We start from the raw sequence: 22934 nt of genomic DNA, 5'->3' as shown, positions 1-22934 counted from the left end.
AATGGGGCGTCTGGCGAGCATAGCGATCTATAAAATTGCACTGTCTGAGCCCTGCAAGGGCGAGTTTGCAATTTTATAGATCACTAGGCGGCGGAGCCAGACACCCCATTTCGGCACCGCCCCCAGACGGCACCCACTTCCTCTCACGTCCCTCGAAATCAAAAAGGCTTCAGGGAACGCACTCACACACTCCCTGAAGCCATTCATATAGGGGAAATTACAGCTCTACGTAATGTCCCTCTGCTTCACCGTTTACTACATAATATGCCTTATTCTCTTCAGTCTTAACGTAAACTTTAATATCCTGGATATCTTCTTCTTTCTTTCCGGTCATCTCTGTCCAGGCCTTTTTCACATTTGCCACTACATCCTTAGTAGTGAATTCCTTGCCTGCATACTGAATAAAAATCTCCTCAGCTGCAACAGCAGCCTTCTTAGCAGTTCTTCTAACAGCAGGCTTCTTAGCCTCTGCCTTCCCAGCTGTCTTAGCCGGAGCCTTTGCAGTCTCCTTAACAGCCTCTTTCGCAGTCTCTTTAACGCTCTCAGTAGCAGCCTTAACAGTCTCTGTAGCTGCTTTCACAGTCTCAACAACAGCTGTCTTAACAGCCTCTGCCTTACTTGGCTCAGCCTTTACCTCTGCTGCAGCTGTAGCTTTAACCTCAGCCACAGTCTTAGCAGCCTTCTTGGCCGCCATTGTTTCTGCCTTTTTTGTAGTTCTCTTCGTAGCCATTATAATAGCCTCCTTGACGGTGAATATAATCTTCGTTTTCGCTTCTATGATAGAATACTACGAATCAATTTTTTTTGCAAGTTCTGCTAAAATCCCCCTTGACAAACCATTTCTCTGAATTCATAGGTAAAAGTATACAAACAAAGCCTGTTAATTTCAGGAAATCCTCGGGTACAAATCTTAAAATCCTGATAATTTTTGTTTTCTTGCACAGTTATTACCAAAAAAAGGATGTATTTTCTTATTTTTTTCGTCATCTATTTCCCTGTAAAACCTTACAATCCAAGGTTCTCAAGGTCATATTTCATATAAGCATTCAATCTTTCTTTCAATTTTTCGTGCTGGGACAGTTCCAGCTCCCTGTCAAGCTCCAGAATTCCTCCTGCGGCGTCACTGGCAGCTTTCAGTACATCTGAATCCTGATAAATATCTCCGATCCGGAACTCCAGCTGTCCGCTCTGACGGATTCCAAACAGATCTCCCGGTCCCCGAAGCTTCAGATCCTCCCCTGCTATAAAAAATCCATCATTCGATTTATTCAAAATCTCCAGTCTTCTGGAGGTCTCTTCCTCTTCATTTCCCTGCATAAAAATACAGTAAGACTGATACGCCCCACGTCCAACACGCCCTCTCAGCTGATGAAGCTGCGCAAGTCCGAACCGCTCCGCATTTTCTACCATCATCACCGTAGCGTTTGGCACATTTACCCCTACTTCCACTACTGTAGTAGACACCAGCACCTGGATTTCTCCCCTTGCAAACTGTTCCATGATTCCATTCTTTTCCTTGGGCTTCATTTTTCCATGGAGCATTCCAATGGTGATGTCTGATGGGAAAATCTCTCTCAGCCGTGCTGTATAGTCCGTCACGTTTTCCCCGTCTGCCCCCTCGCTTTCTTCTACCATAGGGCAAATCACATACGCCTGGCGCCCTTCCCGCACCTGCCTTTCTATAAAGGAGTAGGCTTTCGGGCGATAAGACGTGCCAACTACACAGTTCTTAATCGGGAGACGCATGGCAGGAAGCTCATCTATAATGGAAATATCCAGATCCCCGTATACAATGATTGCAAGAGTTCTGGGGATGGGAGTGGCACTCATAACCAGCACATGCGGCGCATTTCCCCTGGTAGTCAGTGCCTCTCTTTGCTTCACGCCAAAGCGATGCTGCTCATCGGTGATCACAAGGCCAAGATTCTCGTACACCACTTTTTCCTGGATCAGGGCGTGAGTTCCAATGATCACATTTGCCTCCCCGGATGCGATTTCTCCATAGATTCTTCTTTTCTCTTTCTGGGTGGTTGAGCCAGTAAGAAGAACCGGATGGCAGGATGAAATCTCCTGTTCCTCTATCAGCTTTGTAAATGCTTCAAAATGCTGATTTGCAAGTACCTCTGTGGGCACCATCAATGCTGCCTGATAGCCATTTTCCACAGTAAGGATCATTGCCAGAAAAGCCAGAATCGTTTTTCCGCTTCCAACGTCGCCCTGAACCAGCCGGGACATAAGGGTATGCCCGCAAAGGTCTCTTTCGATTTCATGCCAGGCGTTTAGCTGCGCCTTTGTCAGATGATAAGGAAGACCTTCCATAACCTGTTCTGTGGTCCATACCGGCTTCATGGGAAAAGCGTTAGGAGCTTCTTCTGTTTTTCCCTTCAGGATCTGTACTGCCAGAATAAACAAAAGAAATTCGTCAAACACAAGGCGTTTTCGTGCCACCAGAAGTTCCTGCATATTGCCTGGAAAATGGACAGTTGAAATAGCATAATTATCATCTGCCAGGTGATAAAATTCCTTAATCTCATCTGGGAGAAATTCTGTCTGCAGGCTCTGTTCATCCAGGATCTGATGCATCAGCTTGATTATCAGTTTGTTTGTAAGCCCTGCAGTAAGTCCGTATATGGGCTGCATGCTGTGAAGGATTTCTTCATAAGCCGCCGGTGTGAAAATCTCCGGATGCTCCATCTCCAGGTGACCTTTTTTTCTGGAGATTTTGCCGCGGAAAATAAAGCAGCTGCCTTTTTTCAGAGTGTTTTTTAAGTAGGGGACATTAAACCATACCACAGGAAGTTTTCCGGTGGTATCTGCCACAGTGATGGAGATCACCTGAAGATTACGGATCCTGTTTACATAGACTCCGGCAGTGACAGTTCCACGAACAGACACCACGGAGTTCTCCTTCAAAGAACCAATTTCCTCCGGTGCCTCATATGAGTCGTAATTTCTTGGATAATAATGGAGCAGATCATCTGTTGTGGTGATACCGATCTTCTGAAATAGTTTTTCCGTCTTTTCTCCTACTCCTTTTAGTTCCCGAAGAAGCTTTGCCACTGTTTTTCCTCTCTTTCTGATCATTCATCTCTGTTTCCGGGTCTTTCTTCATTTGCCCGAAAAGTGTTCTCATTATTTTACAACAAAGACTGCCGATTTTCCATACTTATTTCACTTTGCACATGCTAACCACTTCGAACTCAATAACAGCTTCACGGTGCGCAAAAAACTTAATATTACCAATGAGCCTATGTTTATTGTTAAAGAAGACAGGGCGGAAATCTTCCACCCTGTCTTCCATCTCTTTATCACTCGCCGCCCTGCAGCTATTCATTAGTTACTGTTCACTCCGTGACCAGTAACGCGCTTCGCGATGCACAGAAAAACGAACCTTCTTGTGACAAGCACAAGAAGTAGCGTTTGCTGCGCAAACTTAATTCTCGGGTTTTCTGTGAACTTTGTTCACAAAAAACACCTCGCGGAACGTTATCACTGAACAGTAACATTCATTACTCAACAGAAATAATGTAATAATAAATCGGCTGTCCGCCCATATTTACCTCTACTTCGCAGTCCGGATATGCTTCCTCCAGCTCTGCGGCAAGGCTCTCGGCATCCTCTTCTGTGGTCTCAGCACCGTAGTAAATACTGATCACCTCAGAATCCGCGTCTACCATAGCTGCCACCATCTCTTTGGCAACATTCTCACGTCCCTTGCCTACTGCAAGAATTCCGTGATCACCGATTCCCATAATATCGCCCTCGTGGATTTCTTTCTCATCCAGTCTGGTGTCGCGGACTGCGTATGTTACCTGTCCGGTCTTCACCATGGATACAGCCTCCATCATGGCTTCCAGATTCTCTTCTCCGTTCATTTCCGGCTGGAAGCTGATCAGAGCTGTGATTCCCTGCGGGATCGTCTTGGTAGGAACTACCACGATCTCTTTGTCCTCGGTAAGGTCTCTCGCCTGGTTTGCAGCAAGAACAATATTCTTATTATTCGGGAAAATATAAATAGTATCTGCATTTACTTCAGCGATGGCATTTAGCATGTCCTCTGTACTTGGGTTCATGGTCTGACCGCCCTCGATGATATAATCTACATTCAGCTCTTTAAACAGGGTGGAGAGTCCTTCTCCGACGGAAACACTGATAAATCCGTATTTCTTATGCTCTTTGGCGGCTTTCGCAGCAGCTTCCTTCTTCTCCTGTTCTTCCTGCTCCCGTGCAAGCTTCTCGGCATCCTTGATCAGCTTCTCCTGGTGTTCCTCACGCATGTTATCAATCTTCATGCGGGAAAGTGCACCGTAGGTAAGCGCTTTCTCGAATGCCTGGCCAGGATGATTGGTGTGTACATGTACCTTCACGATTTCATCATCTGCTACCAGTACAATGGAATCACCAATTGATGTAAGGAACTCCTTGAAGCTGTGAAGCTCCTCGTCCGGAAGAGGCTTGTTCAAAAGAATGATGAACTCCGTGCAATATCCAAATTTGATATCTGCTTCTGCCTGCTGGGAAATCCTGGTCACTGCCGGGCCGGAAGATACTTTCTCAAATGCAGAATAGTCGATTTCTTTTCCAAGATAACCATCAAATGCACCACGGAAAACTTCCAGAAGTCCCTGTCCGCCTGAGTCTACTACACCTGCTTCTTTCAGGACAGGAAGCATTTCCGGTGTGCGGGCAAGTGTCTTCTCAGCATGCTCGAAAATGGCACGGAAGAAAAGCTCCAGATTTGCAGATTCCTCTGCAATCTCAGCAGCCTTTACTGCGGCCTCACGTGCTACTGTAAGAATGGTACCTTCCTTCGGCTTCATAACTGCTTTGTATGCAGTCTCTACAGCCTTCTCCATAGCAGCTGCGATCACAACTGCATCCATTTCTTTATGTCCCTTGGTTCCCTTGGTAAAGCCTCTGAGAAGCTGGGAAAGAATAACGCCTGAGTTACCTCTGGCTCCACGCAGGGAACCGGACGAAATAGCCTTGGCGAGTGTCTCCATATCAGGATCTGTAAGACTGCTTACCTCTGATGCAGCTGACATAATAGTCATTGTCATATTCGTACCGGTATCTCCATCCGGAACCGGGAATACATTCAACTCGTTGATCCATTCTTTCTTCGCTTCCAGGTTCTTGGCTCCTGCCAGAAACATTCTGGAAAGTATCTTGGCATCTATGGTCTGTCTATCCACCACAAGTTTCCTCCTCTAATCCTAATCTATTGCACGAACACCTTCTACGTAAATGTTGATTTTCTCAATCTCCATTCCTGTAAAAGCCTCGACTTTATATTTCACATTGTTTACAAGATTATCTGCAATAGTGCTAATATTCACACCGTACGCCACGATTACATGAAAATCAAGGCGAATCTTATTATCTTCTGTGATCTTAACATTTATACCATGCTGTAAGGAATCTCTCCTGAGCAGCTTTACAAGGCCGTCCTTCATGCTGACAGCGGCCATACCGATAATACCAAAACATTCTACTGCAACGCTTCCTGCATAAGTCGCGATTACATCCGTATCAATAATGATCTGGCCAAGGCCGGAATCTATACATCCCTTCATATGGTTTACCTCCATTAATTTGATTTTCAAAATGTATATACCATATTATACCCTTTTTTCATTCATAACACAATGTCCAATTTTAGCACGCATCCACGCAAATAGCAAATTTATTTTAAATTGTTTTAAAATTTTCCTTTTTTTGCTTGCAAAATGTTTTTCCATCTGTTAGAATATGAACTGTTGAAAAAAAGCGTCAAGGAGGTGCTATCATGGCTAAATGCGCAATTTGTGAAAAAGGTGCTCATTTCGGAAATAATGTGAGTCATTCCCATAGAAGATCCAATAAGATGTGGAAATCAAACGTGAAATCCGTTAAGGTTAAAACTGAAGGCGGAGCTAAGAAAATGTACGTATGTACTTCCTGCTTAAGATCCGGAAACGTTGAAAGAGCCTAAGAAACACCTGCCCTCACAGTTTTGTGGGGGCTATTTTTTTGTTTCCGAATAAGTATTTTCTAAGTGTGGTTGAAAATCATTCCCGCAAAGTATGGCGCACATTTTGCAGAAGGCCTTTTTCAACAAACTCCAGAGCAGCTTCTCCCAGACAGAAATTATTTTAATAAAAAGGATAGTTACATAAAATGTAAATGGGTATGAAAGGATTCGCTGATAATCTTTTCATACCCATTTTATTTACAAAATAAATGATAGCCACACAGCATACACAAAGCTGCTGCAATCAGAAGTGCGGTGGTCTCGGAGACAAGCAAGCCGATCACCATTCCAAGTCCGATGAAAAACAGCATAAAACCAAGAGCTTTTCCCATAATTCATACAGCCTTGCCTCTTTGGTTTAGTATATTTTATGCTGAAATGCCACATCTGAACACATTAACTTCTAAAATAACCGCCTGCAGCTTTTATAATCAGTTACTCGATCAGACACGATCTAGTTCTCTTCAGAATCTACAGTTTCATCCGCGCTGTTATCTCCGCCAGGTGCGAAGCGGTTTACAAAGTCAGGAACCATATCCAGAACTTTAGTAAGACCATCCTGGTTCTTTACGTTTACAAGCTTGGTGGTACCATTCTGGATTACCAGAACTGCGCATGGGGTCATCTTTCCGGCGAGACCTCCGCCGCCATTGTTCTTTTTATCACCTGCAAATGCACCAGCGCCTACACCAAAGGATACATCCACCAGGGGAAGTATAATGGTGTCTCCTACATGGATCGCATCTCCTACCACTGTCTTCGCAGATACAAATCCATCCATTCCCTTAAACAGGGAGCTTACGGTTTCTTTAAAGTTGTTTTCGTTTTCCATTTCTAGTCCTCCTTATGCTTCCATCGGTTGATAACGTATTTTATATTTTTATTGAAGTAAATCTCTATTGCTGCCTTGATAAGCACAATGCCATAAATACGACCTTTCAGAAATACATTTCCAGTCAGCTGGTTCTCTCCATCAAAAAGCGGATTCACATGAATCCTGTTCTTGTGAAATGGAAAGGTCATACCAAGCACTGCCAGAACTGTCCCGGTAATGGCCGGATCATCGCATCCAAAAGTAACATCACCTTCCAATTTCGTTGGAAGTACATGATGGAGCAGACCTTTTACATCTTTCCATATAAGAGAAATTGCAGCCTTGGTCCGTTCATTGGTAAGAAATTCTTTCCACCAGCCAAGCTTATCTGTGATTCCTGAAATTGTTTTCTTTATATTTTTAATTTTCTCAATTATACCTTTAATTATTGAAATAACCTTATTCCACAGATTACCCGGGAATCGGATTATTTTGCTTAGTATTTCCCAAATACGCGTAATTAAGCCGGACTTTGAAGCAGATTTGATATTTTCTTCCTGCTTCTCTGCTGATGGCTTCCCTGTCTGCGGTTCTGCTGTATTATTTTCCAACAGCACCGCCTCAGTTTTTGGTGCATGATCTTGAAAATTCTCTGCTGCATGTGCTTCAGGCTGAGATGCTTTCTTCTCAGTTTCTATGCGAGACTCTGCCATCTGCTTAGTTTTCTCTTCAGCAACAGCATTACTCACATTCGACTCTTCACCAGAAGCTTCTTTTACATCTGGCTTTTTTGTTCTGTTCTCCTGAGATATTCCCTTCGTTTGCGCAGATTTCTTTTTCCTCTTCTTTGCCTTACTCCTGGAGGTTTGGCTGACGGAGTTCTTTCTTCTGCCGCCTTTTAGCTTCTTAAGCCAGCCTTTTATAGTTTCTAATGAAACTCCAAAAAACAGGATCACCAGCTTTCCTTCTCCATTATGAAAGCAAAACCTGACGCCTATGACGTGGAACAGCCAGGTAATTCTGGCTTCCAGTTCTGTCTCCTTGAAGCTGCCGGTCTCCTTCACAGCCCTCGCCTGGTAGCGTACCGGGCAGAACAACAGAAGAAGCACTGCCAGAAGCGCAAGTCCCAGCAGGATTCCCAGTATGATCAATATAAACTTTATGAGGATCCACAGTATATGTAACATGCGCTCACCTGTTCTTAAAATATTCTTTTACCTGAAATGCACCTGTCTCCCCGTAAATATTCTTCACAATATCTACTGCCAGATCAATGGCTTCGTCTTTTCCCTTCGCCATGCCAACAATCTCAGGACATCTGGCATAATAGCTCTTCTGGATCAGCATGTAGGACGGTACAATTTCAAGAAGATTTCCCGGATTCTCAGACAATGTAACCAGATAAACACCAAAAGCCACCCTGCCTGCGTCAATCCTCTTCCGTGCTTTTGCCGCGTCTTTGATTCCTTCTCCCACATAATAGTCTTCTCGCCATTTCAGCATATTCGGCACAACTCTCCTTTGTTATTACTGCTTGACATACACCTTTTGTTATATTAATGATTCCCTTCTCTGGAAATTTTAAACATTTTGCAACTATTCCGCAAAGCATTTCTTGTGAACCTCGTTCACAGAACGAACCTGTCAGATGCTAGAGCGTGTTTGAAAAATCATTCCCTAAAGCGTGTTTGAAAAAGGCTTTCTGCAAGATGTGCGTCACAATTTGTGGGAGATCTTGTCCGGAGGAGGGCGCCGTAGCGGGCTACGGCAACCGAATTCGGGCAAAATATACCGCAAAGTGGGGCGTGCAGATTGCGGGAATGCTTTTTCAAACAGGCTCTAGCAACATTATCATATAATAAAGGCTGCGTAAATCAGCTACGCAGCCTTTATTCTCCCCATGAATCAGAAATATTTCTGCTGCCTGTCCCATAATCCGGCACTTCGCAGTTCCAGATATTCCTGGTACGCCTTCTCAACGATCTGCTTCTCGTTTGCAAAACGAAGCAGATGGTAAATCTCGTGAAACTTGTAATACCCGGAGTCCACGAAAAATTCCTCTCTTTGAGGCTTGCTATGATAATTATCCGCCGTCATAAGATACCAGTGTACCTCTTTATTGACCATGTCTTCCGGCACTGTGAAATTGTACTGGCTCTTGCCTACATACTTCACAATGGAAGCTCTGACATCAGCTTCCTCCTTCACTTCCCGCAATGCGGTCTGCTCATGAGTCTCTCCTGGCTCTACGGTTCCTTTCGGTAAAACCCAGCCTTCGTAACGGTTTTTGTAAGATTTATATAGTGCAAGAATCTTACCTCGATGAATTACCACACCGCCACAGCTCGTTGCTTCTATCATGCTGCAATCCTCCTGTAATGCGTGTGTTTTCTAAACTGTATATAGTATACCTCTTTTTCAGAAAACTGGCAACAGGGAATATCATATAGATTGCTGTTAGCTGGCGTGATAAGCATCAAAAATCTGTCCTGCAATCGGAACTGCTGCCTCACTGCCGGAGCCGCCATTCTCCACGATCACGGCAACCACCAGATCCGGATCATCCACATTGGAATAGCCGATAAACCAGGAATGGCTGTGTCCTTCCTCGTCAAACTCTGCGGAACCAGTCTTACCTGCTACTGTATAGCTTCTGCCGGAAAGTGCGGAAGCTGTACCGGAATCAACCACCTGTTTCATTAATTTGCCAAGAAGATTGGCCTCATTGGAACTCATCAGCCGTTTATAAGCTACCGGTTCTGTCTTTTTTACTGAATCGCCATTGTCATTTACCACCTCGTCAATAAGATAAGGTTTCATCAGAACACCGTCATTTGCAATGGCACAGGTGATCAATGCCATATGCATAGGAGACACAAGAGTATTGCCTTGTCCAATGGCAGTCTGCATGATCAGAGGCGTTACGGAATCTGCATCAAGGGAAAAGCTGCTGGTTCTGTAGGAGTTCAGAGGCAGACTCTTGTTAAACAGAAGATCCTCCGCAGTCTCGCGAAGAGACGCACCCCCAAGACCAACTCCAATATCTGCAAATGCACAGTTACAGGAATTTGCAAATGCAGAATAGAAATTCTCCTGCCCGTGAACCGTATTGTGATAACAGTGAATCGTGTGATCCTGCAAGGTGATACTTCCCTCACAGAGATAATTGTATCCCTCAAAAGTTCCCTTTTTGCGGAAATAGTCAAGTGCAGTCACAACCTTGAAGGTGGAACCTGGCGGATATGCACCATTTGTGGCTCTGTTCAGAAGACTGCTGTCATTCTCGTCGTTTACCAGATAGTCCCAATTATCCCCAATGGTATTGGGATCAAAATCAGGCTTGCTCACTTCTACAAGCCTTTTTCCGGTAGATGGTTCCATTACCACAACAGCCCCTCTTCTGTCACCCAATGCATTGTATGCAATGCTCTGAAGATTGGCATTCAGGGTAGATACAACCGTATCTCCGGTATTCTTCTCATTAAGGAACTGATTCTTCATCTGAGTCAGAAAAAAGGAATGGGAAGTCAGAAGGGTAAAGTTCGCCTCTGATTCCAGACCGCTTTTTCCATTGGTATCATAACCCACAACATGGGAGAACATATTGGAATATGGATAATTACGTGTCTCAGTTCCATCCTCACTTACATTGGTCTGCGCCAAAATCTGTCCGTCAGAAGACAGGATCTTACCTCGTACTACACGGTCGGAAAAGGAATCCTGTCTGGTATTGTAAGGGCTGTTAATAAAATCATCGCTTTTAAAGCCATCGAAATAAATCAGATACCCGATCATACTGATAAAAATAATCCCAAAGAAGATGGAAACAAAGGTATATTCTTTATTTCTGGCTTTGCGCTTTTTAGTAATCTCTTTCTTCCGCTGCCTCAACAGCTCTCTGTCTCGCTCTCTTTGCTGCCTCTCGTCGATGTCTCTCAATTTCTTCGTCCTCGTCCTCTCTATAAATATACAAGCCCTGGATAATAGCGATCATCAAAATCATACACATAATGGAACTTCCTCCATAGCTGACCAGAGGAAGAGTCACACCTGTCATAGGTATGAATTTGGTAGCACCTCCAATGGTAAGGAACACCTGAAACGCATATTCCGCACCAAGACCAATGGCGATCAGTTTATAAAATGGATTCTTGATCTGCAGGGCAATCTCCACGATAGTAAGGAAAAAGCTCATACACACAAAGATCAGGCAGATGGCAAAAATCCCGCCAAGCTCCTCGCAGATCGCACTGAAAATAAAGTCGTTTTTTACAACCGGAATTTTCTCCGGAGAGCCCTGGCAAAGTCCCATTCCAAACCATCCGCCTGTACCAATGGCAAACAGGGACTGTACAATCTGGTATCCTTCATTCTGATAAACTGCCATAGGATCTTTCCACGCACTGACACGCTGCCTTACATGACCAAACAGGTGATATGCCACTACAGCGCCTGCTGTACCGCCTGCAATTCCAATGCAAAGGTATGCCGGCTTCCTGGTTGATACATAGATCAGCACCAGATAAGCTGCAAAAAAGATTACAGCGCTTCCAAGATCTCTTGAAAGCACCAGGATTCCCACATGGAGACCTGCCACAACAGTAGCCAGCACAACTTTCTTAAAAGTTACCTCTCTTGCCAGAAGGGATGCCATAAAGAACACAAAGGTGAGCTTGATCACCTCGGAAGGCTGGATTCCCATCAGAGAAAGCTTGGCGCCGTAGCTTGTCTGTGCCAGAACAAGAACTGCTCCAAGAAGAACAATCCCAAGCCCTGCATACACCCAGGTAAGATCCTTGAGAAATTTCATCTTGCGGATCATAACCGGGATCACCAGCGCCACTGCACTTCCGCACGCAACGATCAAAAGCTGCTTATTGGCAGAGGCAATATCCAGCCTGCACAGCATTATAAATCCAACGCTTAAAAGCATGCACATGTTATTTAAAAGCAGCATAGACGCATTTTTATAAATTCTGCGGTATAAAATAAGGATCGCAGCAAAATATATCATCATTTCTGCATAGAAGATGACAACCTTAAAATCAAAGGTTTTCAGAAAAATCACAACAAATGCGGTAAAATCCAGAAAAAAGGTTAAGGTGATCTGACTTCTTAAAAGTCCTTTCCTGTCTGAAGCGTGTTTCCCCACAACAAGGTAGTAGCACAAAACTGTGTACACGATCATCAGTGTCAGGATCACATATTTGGATAATTCAACAACAATATTAATCATACGCCTTTACTCGGCTCCTCTTTTAAAATGACCTTTTGTAAACTCATATTCGTGAGATACCTGGCTGCCATGATATGCAGCCACAAAGTCTTCCACGATCCGTTCTGTTTCTTCCCTGCTTTCTATGGTAAAAGCCAGTCTTACAGATGAAACACCAAGCTCTTTCACCCTGTCAGCTTCCTTCAAAAGACCGTATGGCAGACTGTTATAGATGATATTATAACACGACTCTGCCGCCTTTGTATTTCCCATTTTCCATGGACGACAATAACAGACTACAGGAAATTCCTTGTCATAACGGTCTTTCAGAACAAGCCTCTCCTCCTGTCCATTGCAGCCGAAAGTATTCTTTCGTACACACTGGGCGCTGTGCATAAGAGGCAGACGGCCGTAGACAATCATCTCGCTGCCTGCATTTTCTCTGTGGCGAAGTTCCTTCTCATTCAGCTCCAGGGGAACTGTATTTCGAAGGATTCCCTGATCTTTCCAGAAACGGATGGCTTCATCATTCCAGGTATACAGGGAGTGATCCAGCACACACTTGTCTGCCAGTCCCATCTGTGCCAGTGCACTGTAGGACTCCAGATTCCGCACAAGAAATCCGCTCAGCCCTGCTTCCAGCCACTTTTTCACCTGCTCCATATAGCCTTCCGGTGGATTTTCTCTTGTAATGTGAGGAAGAGAAAGATACATTTCTTTTCCATTGTCAAGACCTGTCTGCAAATGTTTCTCTATTAATGCGTAAGGAAGATAAATACCCTGGATTCCGTCTTTTTGGCAGAGGACTTCAGAAGCCTCCTCGCTTTCACAGGACACGTAAACCGGAATGTATTCCTCTTTTTTGCGGGGAACATTATCACAGGCCGCAATCGCACTGATTTTTGCCGGCGTCTCCTCCGCAATTCTCTTAACCCGCTCGTCTCCCACGTTTCGCCTGTATTTTTGTAAAAGCTTCTCCTTCAGATCCTCTAATGCCTGATGCCGCGCTTCATTTAAAGTCTTCATGGGAACAAAAACGGAATTTTCCATATAAATTTCCAGTTTTTCCCATATAAATGAGGTGTTTCCCAGCTTGTCCATCTGCTGACGCACCCTCTCTTCCGTTACCGGCTGGCTCTTTGCGTATTGTACTTCTCCAACACATTCATATGCATCTTCCCCCTGACAGGAAACATGAAGAAGAACCGGAGAACCGGGGACAAGGTGAAGTTCGCCTGTAATTTTCTCTTTCAGCTGCTTCGTTTCCAGAAAAACTTCCCCCGTTTTTTTCTCATTTGTAAATGCCATCATCTGAGGACCATTTCCCATCTGATAGTAGCCTGTACAGGAACCGCCTCTATTAAACAGATCCAGAAGATATTTTTTATCTTTTTCTATCACGTGATAATTCGCAGGTCCTTTTTCAAAAAGAAAATCCAGATATTTCCGATACATACCGGTAACGCCAGCAGTGTAAGCCGACTGCTTCATTCTGCCCTCTATTTTCAGAGAGGTAACTCCCGCTTCTATAATTTCAGGTAAAATTTCAATGGTACAGATATCTTTCAGGCTTAACGGGCAGAATTCTCCTTTTCCATACTCTTTTGCCCTGAAATTCTTCACCTGGTATGGCAGACGGCAAGGCTGGGCACAACGACCTCTGTTTCCGCTTCTGCCTCCCAAAAGACTGCTCATCAGACATTGTCCTGAATAGCTGTAGCAAAGTGCTCCATGGACAAAAGCCTCTATCTCAATTGGGCAGGCTTCATGCATACGGGAAAGTTCCTGAAGGGAAAGTTCTCTTGCAGCTACCACCCGGGTCGCCCCCTGATCTGCCAGGAATTTCATTCCTTCCGGACCAGTTACAGTCATCTGCGTGCTGGCATGAAGGTGAAGTTTCGGAAATTCTTTTTTCAAAAGGGAAAATACTCCCATATCCTGGACGATCACTGCATCCAGGCCTGCATTGTAGTATGGTTCCAGATAGGAAACCAGTTCTTCTTTTAATTCTCTATTTTTTAACAGGGTATTGACCGTAAGATACAGCTTCTTACCATGAATATGCGCCACATCAATGGCGCGAAGAAGCTCTTCTTCGTTAAAATTCTGGGCATATGCTCTGGCTCCGAACATTGCACCGCCTACGTACACAGCGTCCGCACCTGCTCCAAGTGCAACTTCAAAGCCTTCGTAGGAACCGGCAGGAGCCAGCAATTCTATGTTATTAGGATTCAAAGTTTGTCCTCCAATTTTTATGAGAATTTAAGGTTTCTTCAATGAAAACAGCCTCCACAATTCACAGCTTTTTCCTTTATGTATAGCAGGCCTAAATCTGCAAATTGCGAAAACGTTTTTTACACACTTTGATAAAGGAAAAGAGGAATCACCTAAGCAATCCCTCCTGCTATTATTTCAGCATTTCATCCAGTTCTTTTTCCAGTTCTTTTACTTTACCCTCCAGAAGATTCTTCTCGTCAAGGGCTTCCTGTTCATTCTTCTGTGCCTCTTCAATCTGCATACGAAGAGAAATAAGCTCATGCTTCAGATCATACATCTCCTGATCCTTCTGCTGCAGATCAAGTTCATAAGTCTCCACCTGCTTCTTCGCCTTGAAGTAATCGTCGGTAATGTTCAGGCTGAGAAGCATATGCTTGGTCTCCATAGGCTGTCTGCCGTATCCTGGCACAGTCTCCAGCTCTCCTATCTTCTTATTCATATATGATGCAACCTGCTGGAAATATTCCTCTGATTCATATCCTCCAAGGGTAATGATCTTACCCCCGATGATCACCTGTGCTGTATTCTTGACCGCCATTCGTTCAAGCCTCCTGTATCTTTATACTACCAGCTTCTCCTTACACTGTTACCCACAAATAATCCGCTGCTTTTCTTCTATAGACAGTAACCGTATCGCGGAATATTAGCAGAAAACAGCAACTTCATATTGTTACTGTTCACTCTGTGACCAGCAACACAATATGCCCGGAAAAACCAGTCTGTTTATTATCTTTTCGTATTACAATTTATGTAAGCACTCCTATTATAATCGAAAAATGTTGAAAAGTATAGGATTTTTTACAAAAGTTTATCTTTTATATTTCCGGAACAGGAAAACCAAGGTGTTCGTAAGCAAGTGCGGAGGCCATCCGCCCTCTCGGGGTGCGGTTCAGAAAGCCATTTTTCAGAAGGTACGGCTCATACACATCTTCTAAAGTACCGGAATCTTCACCGATGGCTGCTGCCAGAGTGTCAAGTCCAACAGGGCCGCCTTTGAAATTTACAATAAGAGTAGTCAGAATCTGGCGGTCCAGTTTGTCCAGACCATATTGATCTACCTCCAAAAGGTTCAAAGCAAAACATGCTACATCGTAAGTGATCCTTCCGTCATATTTCACCTGGGCAAAATCACGGACACGCTTTAACAGACGGTTTGCAAGACGGGGCGTTCCCCGGGAGCGCATGGCGATCTCTCCGGCACCTTTCACGTCAATTTCTACTCCAAGTACCTGGGCAGAGCGCATGATAATTGTGGTTAGTTCCTTCTTACTGTAAAATTCCAGATGATGAATCACACCAAAACGGTCACGGAGCGGCGCAGAAAGAAGCCCGGCTCTGGTGGTAGCACCTACAAGGGTAAATTTCGGCAAATCCAGTCGGATCGACCTGGCGGAAGCGCCCTTCCCGATCATAATATCGATGGCGAAATCCTCCATGGCAGGATAAAGCACCTCTTCCACCTGTCTGTTCAGGCGATGGATCTCGTCTACAAAAAGAATATCCCCTTCCTGAAGATTATTCAGAATCGCCGCCATTTCTCCAGGCTTCTCAATTGCAGGGCCGGAAGTCACTTTCATATGCACACCCATTTCATTGGCAATAATACCGGAAAGGGTAGTTTTTCCAAGTCCCGGAGGACCATAGAAAAGGACATGGTCCAGGGAATCGTGACGCTGTTTGGCAGCTTCAATATATACTTTTAAGGTATTTTTGGTTTTTTCCTGGCCAATATACTCGTCCAGGGTCTGTGGGCGAAGATTCCCTTCCAGAGAAAAATCCTCTTCCATAACATCAGTGGTTATGATACGATTGTCCATTTTTTACCTCTTGAAATTAGTGTTTGCATTTATATACCGGGATGCATTTCATTCACGATAGCACCCTTTGCGAAAAAATTTATGGAATCTAAAAATTCTTCAATGCAGCTTTCAGGATCCCTTCTACATCCGTCGGCTCCACATCTGTCACCTTGCGCACTGCGCGGAGGGCATCTGTACTGCTGTAGCCAAGTGCCACCAGTGCTTCTACTGCTTCCTGTCTGGCATCTGTCATTCCTGCTCCAGCTGCAGCTGTAGTAGCCTGAACCTGTTCATTGGCAAGCTTCTGCTCAAAGGCTTCTTCCAGACTGAGCTTATCCTTCAGCTCCAGGATCAGCTTCTGGGCTGTTTTTTTACCGATTCCAGGGGCTTTTGACAAAGTTTTCACATCATCGGAAAGAACAGCAAAGCGAAGCTCATCTGCAGTGATTCCTGCCAGAACTCCCAGAGCAGCTTTCGGTCCAACTCCGTTTACACCAAGAAGAAGTTTAAACACCTGTAAATCATCTTTATTGAAAAATCCATAGAGAACCATTGCATCTTCTCTTACCTGAAAATAAGTATGAAGCTTCACTTCCTGTCCAATGTGCAGCTGTGCCAGAGCGTTTCCGGTCATATTTATTTCAAATCCGATGCAATTTAATTCTATGATTGCAGAATTCTCGGTAAGGTCTGCTACTGTTCCTCGGATGAATGAGATCATGGGGAGGACCTCCTGTTTTATCTATTGTAAAGAGTTATATTCGAAATTCTTTGTCATCATACCATATTCCACCGAAAAAAGCAAACATTCATTCGATTTTTTCAAAAAGGACGCGCCGGCAAGCGATATATTTTCTTTTCATAATAATAAAATACTCCTTTCAGTTGCAGGAAGGAAACTTGCGGGCCCTTATTTCCTTGTCCGAAAGGAGTATAGCACTTTAATTTTCAGAAAATAATAGTAAAAGTGTAGTATTATTTTTTCTTTGTAAGAAGCCAGGCACTTGTCAGGGCTGTAAAAGGGGCAACTGTCACAAGCCCGAAGCTTCCAACTACAGTATCCAGTAATTCAGCTGCAACATACTTGTAATTCATAATATTATCAATTGGTGTTCCCTGCGCCATAAACGTCATCAAAAGAGCAATATAACCGCCAGAATAAGCAAGAAGCAATGTGGTAGTCATAGTTCCCATTGCTGCTCTGCCAACATTCATTCCTGATCTGGCTGCTTCTTTCCATCCAATATTCGGCTTTTTACAAATTACTTCATTTACTGCCGAAGTAATATCAACGGACAGATCCATCATAGCACCTGATGCTCCGATAAAAATACCGCTCATATAAATCTGAGAAAGATTCAGATTCTGATAACCAGCGTACAAAAGACTTTCCGAATATGCCATAACTGCTCCGTGAATTTTAAAAGCGTCTGTAAAAATACACCCCATAACACAAGTCACAAACACCCCCAGCAAAGCACCTGAAGATGCAGCCAGTGTTTTCCTGTCAAATCCGTACACCAAAAATATAATAAGAAGAGTAAGAAAGGCAGTCAACGCAATTCCCCACCATATTGGATTCGCACCTTTTAAATAAGCTGGTGTCAAAATTTTCCAGATTGCCAGAATTGTAATGAGAAACGAATATACTGCTCTTAAACCTGTTTTTCCCGCAAACCCGATTAAAAGCAAAACAAATAATCCAGCCAGAATAGCTTCTTTATCCAGACGATAATGGTCACTCATCATAATTGAAAGAATCTTATCTTTGCTATAACTAATTACTACATGAGCAACATCTCCTTGCTGAAATATTTTGTCCGCTTCCAAAGAGCCACTCAGCATATTTACTGCATCTGCAGTCTCATTTTTAAACTTTCCATCAAGTATTTTCACCTTACAATACTGCTCGCCTGACTGAATCAAGCCATTATTAATCACAGAGCTTTCATCTGTGGAAATCACCTTTGCTCTTACTCTGTCTGTTCCCTTATAAATAGCAGCATCCTCATAGCACGTTGGAAGAACTATGAGGATGAGGATTAACAATATTGCTATTATAGAAACAGAACTTTTTTTAAGTCTGTCTCTTACCATTTATTTTACTCCTGTAATTGCAGCCACTTTATTGAAAATATCGGTATTGTCATAATAGCCTTCAAACTGCTCCTGTCCGACTCCCATGGCAAATACTTCCACCGGAAGTCCTGTATGTGCATAAGATGCAAAATTAATGCCAGACTTGTTGTTCAGAATATGAGTAATTGTTACAGTAAGTGGTTCATAGCTTCCATACATCAGATATTCTTCCTGACCAAACTCTTCCTCTTCTCCTGTTCTGCTCATTGTTTCCTCATAAGCATTCTGAAGCTTCTGATACTCATAATCTGTCATTACAAGACTTCCCTTATCTTCTTCGCCTTCTGGGTGCACATCCTTGCTGTCAGCCTGATTTGAGGACTCTGTTGTACCAGTAGGTGCCTGCAGACCAAAGAGTTCTGTGATATCAGCCATTACTGTATCAAAATCAGTTTTGTTTTCTTTATATGCCGCTACATAATCAGAATCAAATTTTGCGTAAGAGATTTTCTGATTACTGATATTTGCAAGAAATGTATCATAGTCGGTGCCTGCAAATCCTATGGTAAGACCACCTGTCTCGTGATCACCTGTTACCAAAATCAAAGTTTCGTCTGGATGCTCGTTATAAAAATCAACAGCTTTTCCCACTGCCTCATCCATTGCAACAGTATCTGTAATAGTTGCAGCTGCATCATTTGCATGACAGGCCCAGTCAATTTTTCCTCCCTCAACCATCATGAAAAATCCAGTATCATTATCCAGAACTTCAATACCTTTTTTCACATAGTCAGAAAGACCCCATTCGCCATCTTTCAGATCCATATCATAGCTCATCGCATCGTCATCAGCAAGTGTCTCATCAATTACAATTGCTTTTCCATCTTCTGCAGTAAGATTTTCTGCCTCTGCTTTTGTCTTAATCACTTTATATCCAGCTTCCTGAGCAAGCTCATATAAATCTGTCTGGTCTCCCTCTGAACCAGTTGTTTTCTTAAGACCACCACCTGCAAAATAATCAAAATTACTTGCAATCAGTTCCTGACCAATTTCATAATAGTTATTTCGGGAAGCCTGATGAGCATAAAATGCAGCCGGTGTTGCATGATTTAAGTTTACGGAAGAAAGAATTCCAACCTTATAGCCAAGCTGTTTTTTTAATTTTTCAGCAATTGTCTCATAAGAAGTTTCCATCTTCTCATCCATATTGATTGTTCCACTGTAAGTCTTATGGCCTGTGGAAATGGAAGTAGCTGTAGAAGCGGAATCCGGACAGAATGAAGTGCTGTCATAGGTCTGCGCAGAGCCTGCTACCGGAAATTTCATCATATTCAGTTTGCTTTCACTTGTAAGAATATCATCTCCATCATCTTCAATTGCATTCAGATAATAGTTTGTTGTCTGAACCTGAGGATAACTCATTCCATCACCAATAAACAAGAAAATATATTTCGGAACTTTTGGTTCATCTGCTGCTGCACCCTGTGCCGGAACCGCACAAGCGGTCATTGCTGCTGCTAATAATAATGCGCTGATCTTTTTTGCTTTCATGTACATTTTCTCCTTCTTTTTCATAAAGCGATTAATTCGAACACGTATGATTTTATACATTATTTGTAAAATCCGCTGTTTTCCCCCTGTTAAATTCCGGCAAAAAATAAGCTGTCGGTGTAAAAAATCCTTTCACACTGACAGCATTATTATAACTTCTAGAATTTATATCAAGCAATTATTCGGTTAAAACAAGTCCTTAACCAACCTTCTTTGCCTTGGGATATACCTGCGCCATCCGCTCATCGTCAAAATGTTTGTCCACCCAGCTTTCAAAGCTGTTTTCCGCTTCTATGCCATTGCTTCTGGCATTATAACGCGCCAGTGCAGCGCTGGATACAATTCCGTCAGCAAGCATAAATATAATAAGGAGCCAGGTAATGATTTTTCCAATTTTCACCGGAATCTTCTCGATCAGCCTGGAAACAGGCGGATAGAATATTTTAAACCATGCCACTGCTGCAAATCCCCAGAAGAAGCAATACAGAAGATTAATCCTGCCGCCAAGGTTAAATGGGATATCACTGTAATCCCAGAATACAGTTCCAAATACAATTTCCGTGAAAACACTGCAGATATATTCATAGGCACCGCCAAGAAATGTACCCATCCAGAAAAGGAACTGCTGGGAGCGGTTTCTGTATTTATAGAGAAGGGCTGTAACCGCTGCAATGGCAAGTCCCCACACAATACTGAAATCTCCCCATACCACACTGCTGCGGCTCATCCAATATCCGGCTGTGATCCTGCAGAAAATAGTCTCTGTAATATCTCCAAGAAATGCGCCGATAAAAAACAGCAGTACGATTTTATAAAAGCTGCAGCCGTAGGCAAAAATCTCCGGATGTGCCTCTTCGCTCTCCGTGTGTTGCTTCTGAGGATAGGCTTTGGTAATTCGACGATTTACAACATCATCAATTTTTGCCCCAAGCTTCTTTGTTACAGAGTCAATATCCCGGTCAGCAGCAATCCATCTTTCAGGATTCTTGCTGTGCCCAAAAAGGATGGTCAGTGTGGCAATAGCATCCACTGCCAGAACCCCCAGCAAAACCAGTATGATAATTCTGCTTATAAGACCTGGGAGCATGCCATACAAGGACATGCAAAGCCCATTTCCGATTTTGATCACAAATACACCAAGAATACCCCAGACACAGGAGGTCGGCACACTGACATAGCCGTCCAGATTCCACTTGATCTTGCGGTAATCCCACCATCTTTCGTGATACCACATCTCAATTAAATGACCAGCGATCCATTCAAGCAGGGAAGCTACAATGGCACAGCCAAGAAACAGCCAGATGCCCGTCAGTTCTCTTGTAAATGCAGTAATGAAGAATCCGCCGAATCCATAGATCAGACAGAATGGTCCATTAATAATACCTCTGTTTGCGAATTTCTTCTGTTTCAAGGAAGCAAGGACTGTCTCAAGCACCCATCCTGCAAAGGAATAGATGAGAAACAGCCATAGTAATTTCCAGATCATATGCATGTCTCCTCTTTTGTTTATTGAAATATAAAAACGTTCCGGGAAAACCCGATTAGAATATCATAGCACAATAGAGCGTGTTTGAAAAAGGTTTTCTGCAAGATGTATGTCACAATAAAGGCGCCGTAACGGGCTACGACAACTGAATTCGGGCAAAATATACCGCGGGGTGGGGCGTGCAGATTGTGGGAATAATTTTTCAAACACGCTCTGCCCCCAAGAATAAAGCCTGTATTCCAGCTGCTGGTTCTCATAAAAATTACATTCTATGCCAACAGTCTGAAAATACAGGCTTTTCATTTTTATTTTACGCCTCCCGGATAACCCCTCTCGGACAGGCCTCCTTACATGCTCCGCATCCTGTACACTTCTCATAATCAATATGTGCACAGAAATCTTCCACGGTAATTGCACCGTTCGGACAGGTCTTCTCGCACTTCTTGCAACCGATACAGCCAATCTCACAGGCAGCCATTACCTTTTTGCCCTTATCATGGGAACTGCAGTCCACAGCCATCTTCTGATCGTACGGAATCAGCTCGATCAGATGTCTCGGACATTTGGCAACACATTTACCACAGGCTTTACATGCTTCTTTATCTACTACTGCAATGCCATCTACAATATGAATGGCATCAAATGGACAGACCTTTACGCAGCTTCCAAAGCCACAGCAGCCATATGTACAGGTCTTTGCTCCGCCGTTTGGCACGAAAGGAAGCATCTCGCAGTCTTCCACTCCAGTGTAAATATACTCTTCTTTCGCTTTTTCACAGGTTCCGGAGCATTTTACATGAGCTACCTGACGGGCAGTCTCAACTGCCGCCTGTCCCATAATACCGGCAATTATTTTCCCAACAGGCTCGCCGCCTACCGGGCAACGGTTTACAGGCGCTTCACCTTTGGCAATTGCTGCTGCCAGACCATCACAGCCCGGATATCCGCAGCCACCACAGTTATTTCCAGGAAGAGCTTCTCTTATGGCAACTTCCTTCTCATCAATTTCAACAGCAAATTTTTTTCCGGCTGCTCCAAGAAAAACACCGATGAAGAGGCCTACTGCTGCAACCAGAATTGTTGCTGCTATAATCGCACTAATATTCATCCCGACGCCTCCTTAAATTAATCCTGAAAATCCGAAAAACGCAATCGCCATCAGTCCAGCTGTCAGAAGAACGGTTGGAAATCCCTGGAAAGCTTCCGGAATATCGTTGTAGGCAATTTTCTCACGGATTCCTGCCATCAGCACAATAGAAATGGAGAAACCAAATGCTGTTGCGAAACCGTTTACAGTGCCTTCCAGAATATTGTAATCCTTCTGCACGTTTGTAAGAGCCACACCAAGAACTGCGCAGTTTGTGGTGATCAGAGGCAGATACACGCCAAGTGCTTTGTAAAGAGAAGGCATACTTTTCTTCAGGAACATTTCTACGAACTGCACCAGTGCTGCAATGATCAGAATGAACACAATGGTCTGAAGGTAAGTCAGATCAAGCGGCTGAAGGATCAGCTTGTAGATCACACTTGTTACAAAGGAGGACAAGGTGATTACAAAAATAACCGCACCGCCCATACCAGCTGCCGTATCTGTAGTCTTGGAGACTCCAAGGAAAGGGCAAAGTCCCATGAACTGGCTCAGGACTACGTTATTTACCAGCGCAGAGCTTACAATGATCAGTAATAATTCTTTCATCTTC

Annotated in this window: 24 protein-coding genes and 1 pseudogene; 3 read left to right on the top strand and 22 right to left on the bottom strand. The window is 43.7% G+C overall.

Going from position 1 to position 22934, the window contains the following annotated elements:
• Nucleotides 1-217: 217 nt before the first annotated feature.
• From ACESTK_RS05155 to ACESTK_RS05140, 4 genes are all read right to left on the bottom strand, one after another.
• On the bottom strand, nt 218-730 hold the full coding sequence (locus ACESTK_RS05155; RefSeq protein ID WP_118578057.1) for a DUF6465 family protein: 513 nt from the start codon (nt 728-730) through the stop codon (nt 218-220).
• Nucleotides 731-1005: 275 nt separating this feature from the next.
• Nucleotides 1006-3084, bottom strand: coding sequence for an ATP-dependent DNA helicase RecG (gene recG / locus ACESTK_RS05150; RefSeq protein ID WP_373118995.1), 2079 nt, complete (start codon nt 3082-3084; stop codon nt 1006-1008).
• A gap of 425 nt (nt 3085-3509) precedes the next feature.
• Complete coding sequence (locus ACESTK_RS05145) at nt 3510-5195, bottom strand: DAK2 domain-containing protein (protein ID WP_373119092.1); 1686 nt, start codon at nt 5193-5195, stop codon at nt 3510-3512.
• 21 nt (nt 5196-5216) lie between these two features.
• A complete protein-coding gene (locus ACESTK_RS05140) occupies nt 5217-5576 on the bottom strand; it encodes an Asp23/Gls24 family envelope stress response protein (RefSeq protein WP_373118992.1) in 360 nt (119 codons plus the stop codon).
• A gap of 212 nt (nt 5577-5788) precedes the next feature.
• On the opposite strand from ACESTK_RS05140, the gene rpmB reads away from it, so the two are divergent.
• A complete protein-coding gene (gene rpmB, locus ACESTK_RS05135; RefSeq protein ID WP_118578056.1) occupies nt 5789-5974 on the top strand; it encodes a 50S ribosomal protein L28 in 186 nt (61 codons plus the stop codon).
• A 233-nt stretch (nt 5975-6207) separates the two neighbouring features.
• Here rpmB and ACESTK_RS05130 read toward each other — a convergent pair whose 3' ends face one another.
• From ACESTK_RS05130 to ACESTK_RS05110, 5 genes are all read right to left on the bottom strand, one after another.
• A complete protein-coding gene (locus tag ACESTK_RS05130) occupies nt 6208-6345 on the bottom strand; it encodes a hypothetical protein (protein WP_173715983.1) in 138 nt (45 codons plus the stop codon).
• Nucleotides 6346-6467: 122 nt separating this feature from the next.
• Nucleotides 6468-6845, bottom strand: a complete 378-nt coding sequence (locus tag ACESTK_RS05125; RefSeq protein ID WP_118578055.1) for a GerW family sporulation protein — start codon at nt 6843-6845, stop codon at nt 6468-6470.
• A 2-nt stretch (nt 6846-6847) separates the two neighbouring features.
• The gene (locus ACESTK_RS05120) at nt 6848-8014 is read right to left on the bottom strand and encodes a DUF2953 domain-containing protein (RefSeq protein ID WP_226854438.1); all 1167 of its coding nucleotides are present in this window, start codon (nt 8012-8014) and stop codon (nt 6848-6850) included.
• 4 nt (nt 8015-8018) lie between these two features.
• On the bottom strand, nt 8019-8330 hold the full coding sequence (locus ACESTK_RS05115) for a hypothetical protein (RefSeq protein WP_118578053.1): 312 nt from the start codon (nt 8328-8330) through the stop codon (nt 8019-8021).
• 167 nt (nt 8331-8497) lie between these two features.
• Complete coding sequence (locus ACESTK_RS05110; RefSeq protein WP_308768455.1) at nt 8498-8617, bottom strand: DUF6783 domain-containing protein; 120 nt, start codon at nt 8615-8617, stop codon at nt 8498-8500.
• On the opposite strand from ACESTK_RS05110, the pseudogene ACESTK_RS05105 reads away from it, so the two are divergent.
• Nucleotides 8576-8686 (top strand): annotated as a pseudogene (locus ACESTK_RS05105) (DUF6783 domain-containing protein); the annotation flags it as partial. The gene ACESTK_RS05110 and the pseudogene ACESTK_RS05105 overlap by 42 nt on opposite strands.
• Nucleotides 8687-8732: 46 nt before the next feature.
• Here the strand turns inward: ACESTK_RS05105 and ACESTK_RS05100 are convergent.
• The 11 genes from ACESTK_RS05100 to ACESTK_RS05050 all read right to left on the bottom strand — a co-directional run bounded on the left by ACESTK_RS05100 (nt 8733) and on the right by ACESTK_RS05050 (nt 21491).
• Entirely contained in the window at nt 8733-9188 is a 456-nt protein-coding gene (locus ACESTK_RS05100) for an NUDIX hydrolase (RefSeq protein ID WP_021925514.1), read from the bottom strand.
• Between the two features lie 96 nt (nt 9189-9284).
• The gene (locus ACESTK_RS05095; RefSeq protein WP_173772315.1) at nt 9285-10766 is read right to left on the bottom strand and encodes a penicillin-binding protein 2; all 1482 of its coding nucleotides are present in this window, start codon (nt 10764-10766) and stop codon (nt 9285-9287) included.
• Nucleotides 10690-12063, bottom strand: coding sequence for an FtsW/RodA/SpoVE family cell cycle protein (locus ACESTK_RS05090; protein ID WP_118578052.1), 1374 nt, complete (start codon nt 12061-12063; stop codon nt 10690-10692). Before ACESTK_RS05090 ends, ACESTK_RS05095 begins: the two co-directional genes overlap by 77 nt.
• A 6-nt stretch (nt 12064-12069) precedes the next feature.
• Complete coding sequence (locus tag ACESTK_RS05085; protein ID WP_373118985.1) at nt 12070-14277, bottom strand: DUF3656 domain-containing protein; 2208 nt, start codon at nt 14275-14277, stop codon at nt 12070-12072.
• A gap of 172 nt (nt 14278-14449) precedes the next feature.
• Nucleotides 14450-14857: a cell division protein ZapA gene (zapA, locus tag ACESTK_RS05080; RefSeq protein ID WP_021925518.1), complete on the bottom strand. Its 408-nt coding sequence runs from the start codon at nt 14855-14857 to the stop codon at nt 14450-14452.
• Nucleotides 14858-15134: 277 nt separating this feature from the next.
• The gene (gene ruvB, locus ACESTK_RS05075) at nt 15135-16136 is read right to left on the bottom strand and encodes a Holliday junction branch migration DNA helicase RuvB (protein WP_173715981.1); all 1002 of its coding nucleotides are present in this window, start codon (nt 16134-16136) and stop codon (nt 15135-15137) included.
• An 88-nt stretch (nt 16137-16224) separates the two neighbouring features.
• Nucleotides 16225-16839, bottom strand: coding sequence for a Holliday junction branch migration protein RuvA (gene ruvA, locus ACESTK_RS05070; RefSeq protein WP_373118982.1), 615 nt, complete (start codon nt 16837-16839; stop codon nt 16225-16227).
• A 254-nt stretch (nt 16840-17093) separates the two neighbouring features.
• Complete coding sequence (locus tag ACESTK_RS05065) at nt 17094-18215, bottom strand: YibE/F family protein (protein WP_373118979.1); 1122 nt, start codon at nt 18213-18215, stop codon at nt 17094-17096.
• Nucleotides 18216-19748: an alkaline phosphatase gene (locus tag ACESTK_RS05060; RefSeq protein WP_373118976.1), complete on the bottom strand. Its 1533-nt coding sequence runs from the start codon at nt 19746-19748 to the stop codon at nt 18216-18218. It lies immediately after the preceding gene.
• Between the two features lie 199 nt (nt 19749-19947).
• Nucleotides 19948-21234: a putative ABC transporter permease gene (locus ACESTK_RS05055; protein ID WP_173715978.1), complete on the bottom strand. Its 1287-nt coding sequence runs from the start codon at nt 21232-21234 to the stop codon at nt 19948-19950.
• A gap of 20 nt (nt 21235-21254) precedes the next feature.
• On the bottom strand, nt 21255-21491 hold the full coding sequence (locus ACESTK_RS05050) for a DUF6783 domain-containing protein (RefSeq protein ID WP_334298300.1): 237 nt from the start codon (nt 21489-21491) through the stop codon (nt 21255-21257).
• Between ACESTK_RS05050 and ACESTK_RS05045 the strand changes: the two genes are divergently transcribed.
• On the top strand, nt 21384-21614 hold the full coding sequence (locus tag ACESTK_RS05045; RefSeq protein WP_373119088.1) for a DUF6783 domain-containing protein: 231 nt from the start codon (nt 21384-21386) through the stop codon (nt 21612-21614). The two genes, ACESTK_RS05050 and ACESTK_RS05045, sit on opposite strands and share 108 nt — an antisense overlap.
• Here ACESTK_RS05045 and ACESTK_RS05040 read toward each other — a convergent pair.
• Together ACESTK_RS05040 and rsxA are read right to left on the bottom strand one after the other, a co-directional pair.
• A complete protein-coding gene (locus ACESTK_RS05040) occupies nt 21545-22342 on the bottom strand; it encodes an RnfABCDGE type electron transport complex subunit B (protein ID WP_373118973.1) in 798 nt (265 codons plus the stop codon). The two genes, ACESTK_RS05045 and ACESTK_RS05040, sit on opposite strands and share 70 nt — an antisense overlap.
• A gap of 12 nt (nt 22343-22354) precedes the next feature.
• Nucleotides 22355-22930: an electron transport complex subunit RsxA gene (gene rsxA / locus ACESTK_RS05035; RefSeq protein ID WP_021925525.1), complete on the bottom strand. Its 576-nt coding sequence runs from the start codon at nt 22928-22930 to the stop codon at nt 22355-22357.
• Between the last annotated feature and the right edge of the window lie 4 nt (nt 22931-22934).

The organism is Ruminococcus sp. Marseille-P328, assembly GCF_964249465.1.
Taxonomy (GTDB): Bacteria; Bacillota; Clostridia; order Lachnospirales; family Lachnospiraceae; genus Blautia_A; species Blautia_A faecis.
The sequence above is the reverse complement of the archived record's forward strand: the minus strand, read 5'-3'. Positions and strand labels throughout refer to the sequence as shown.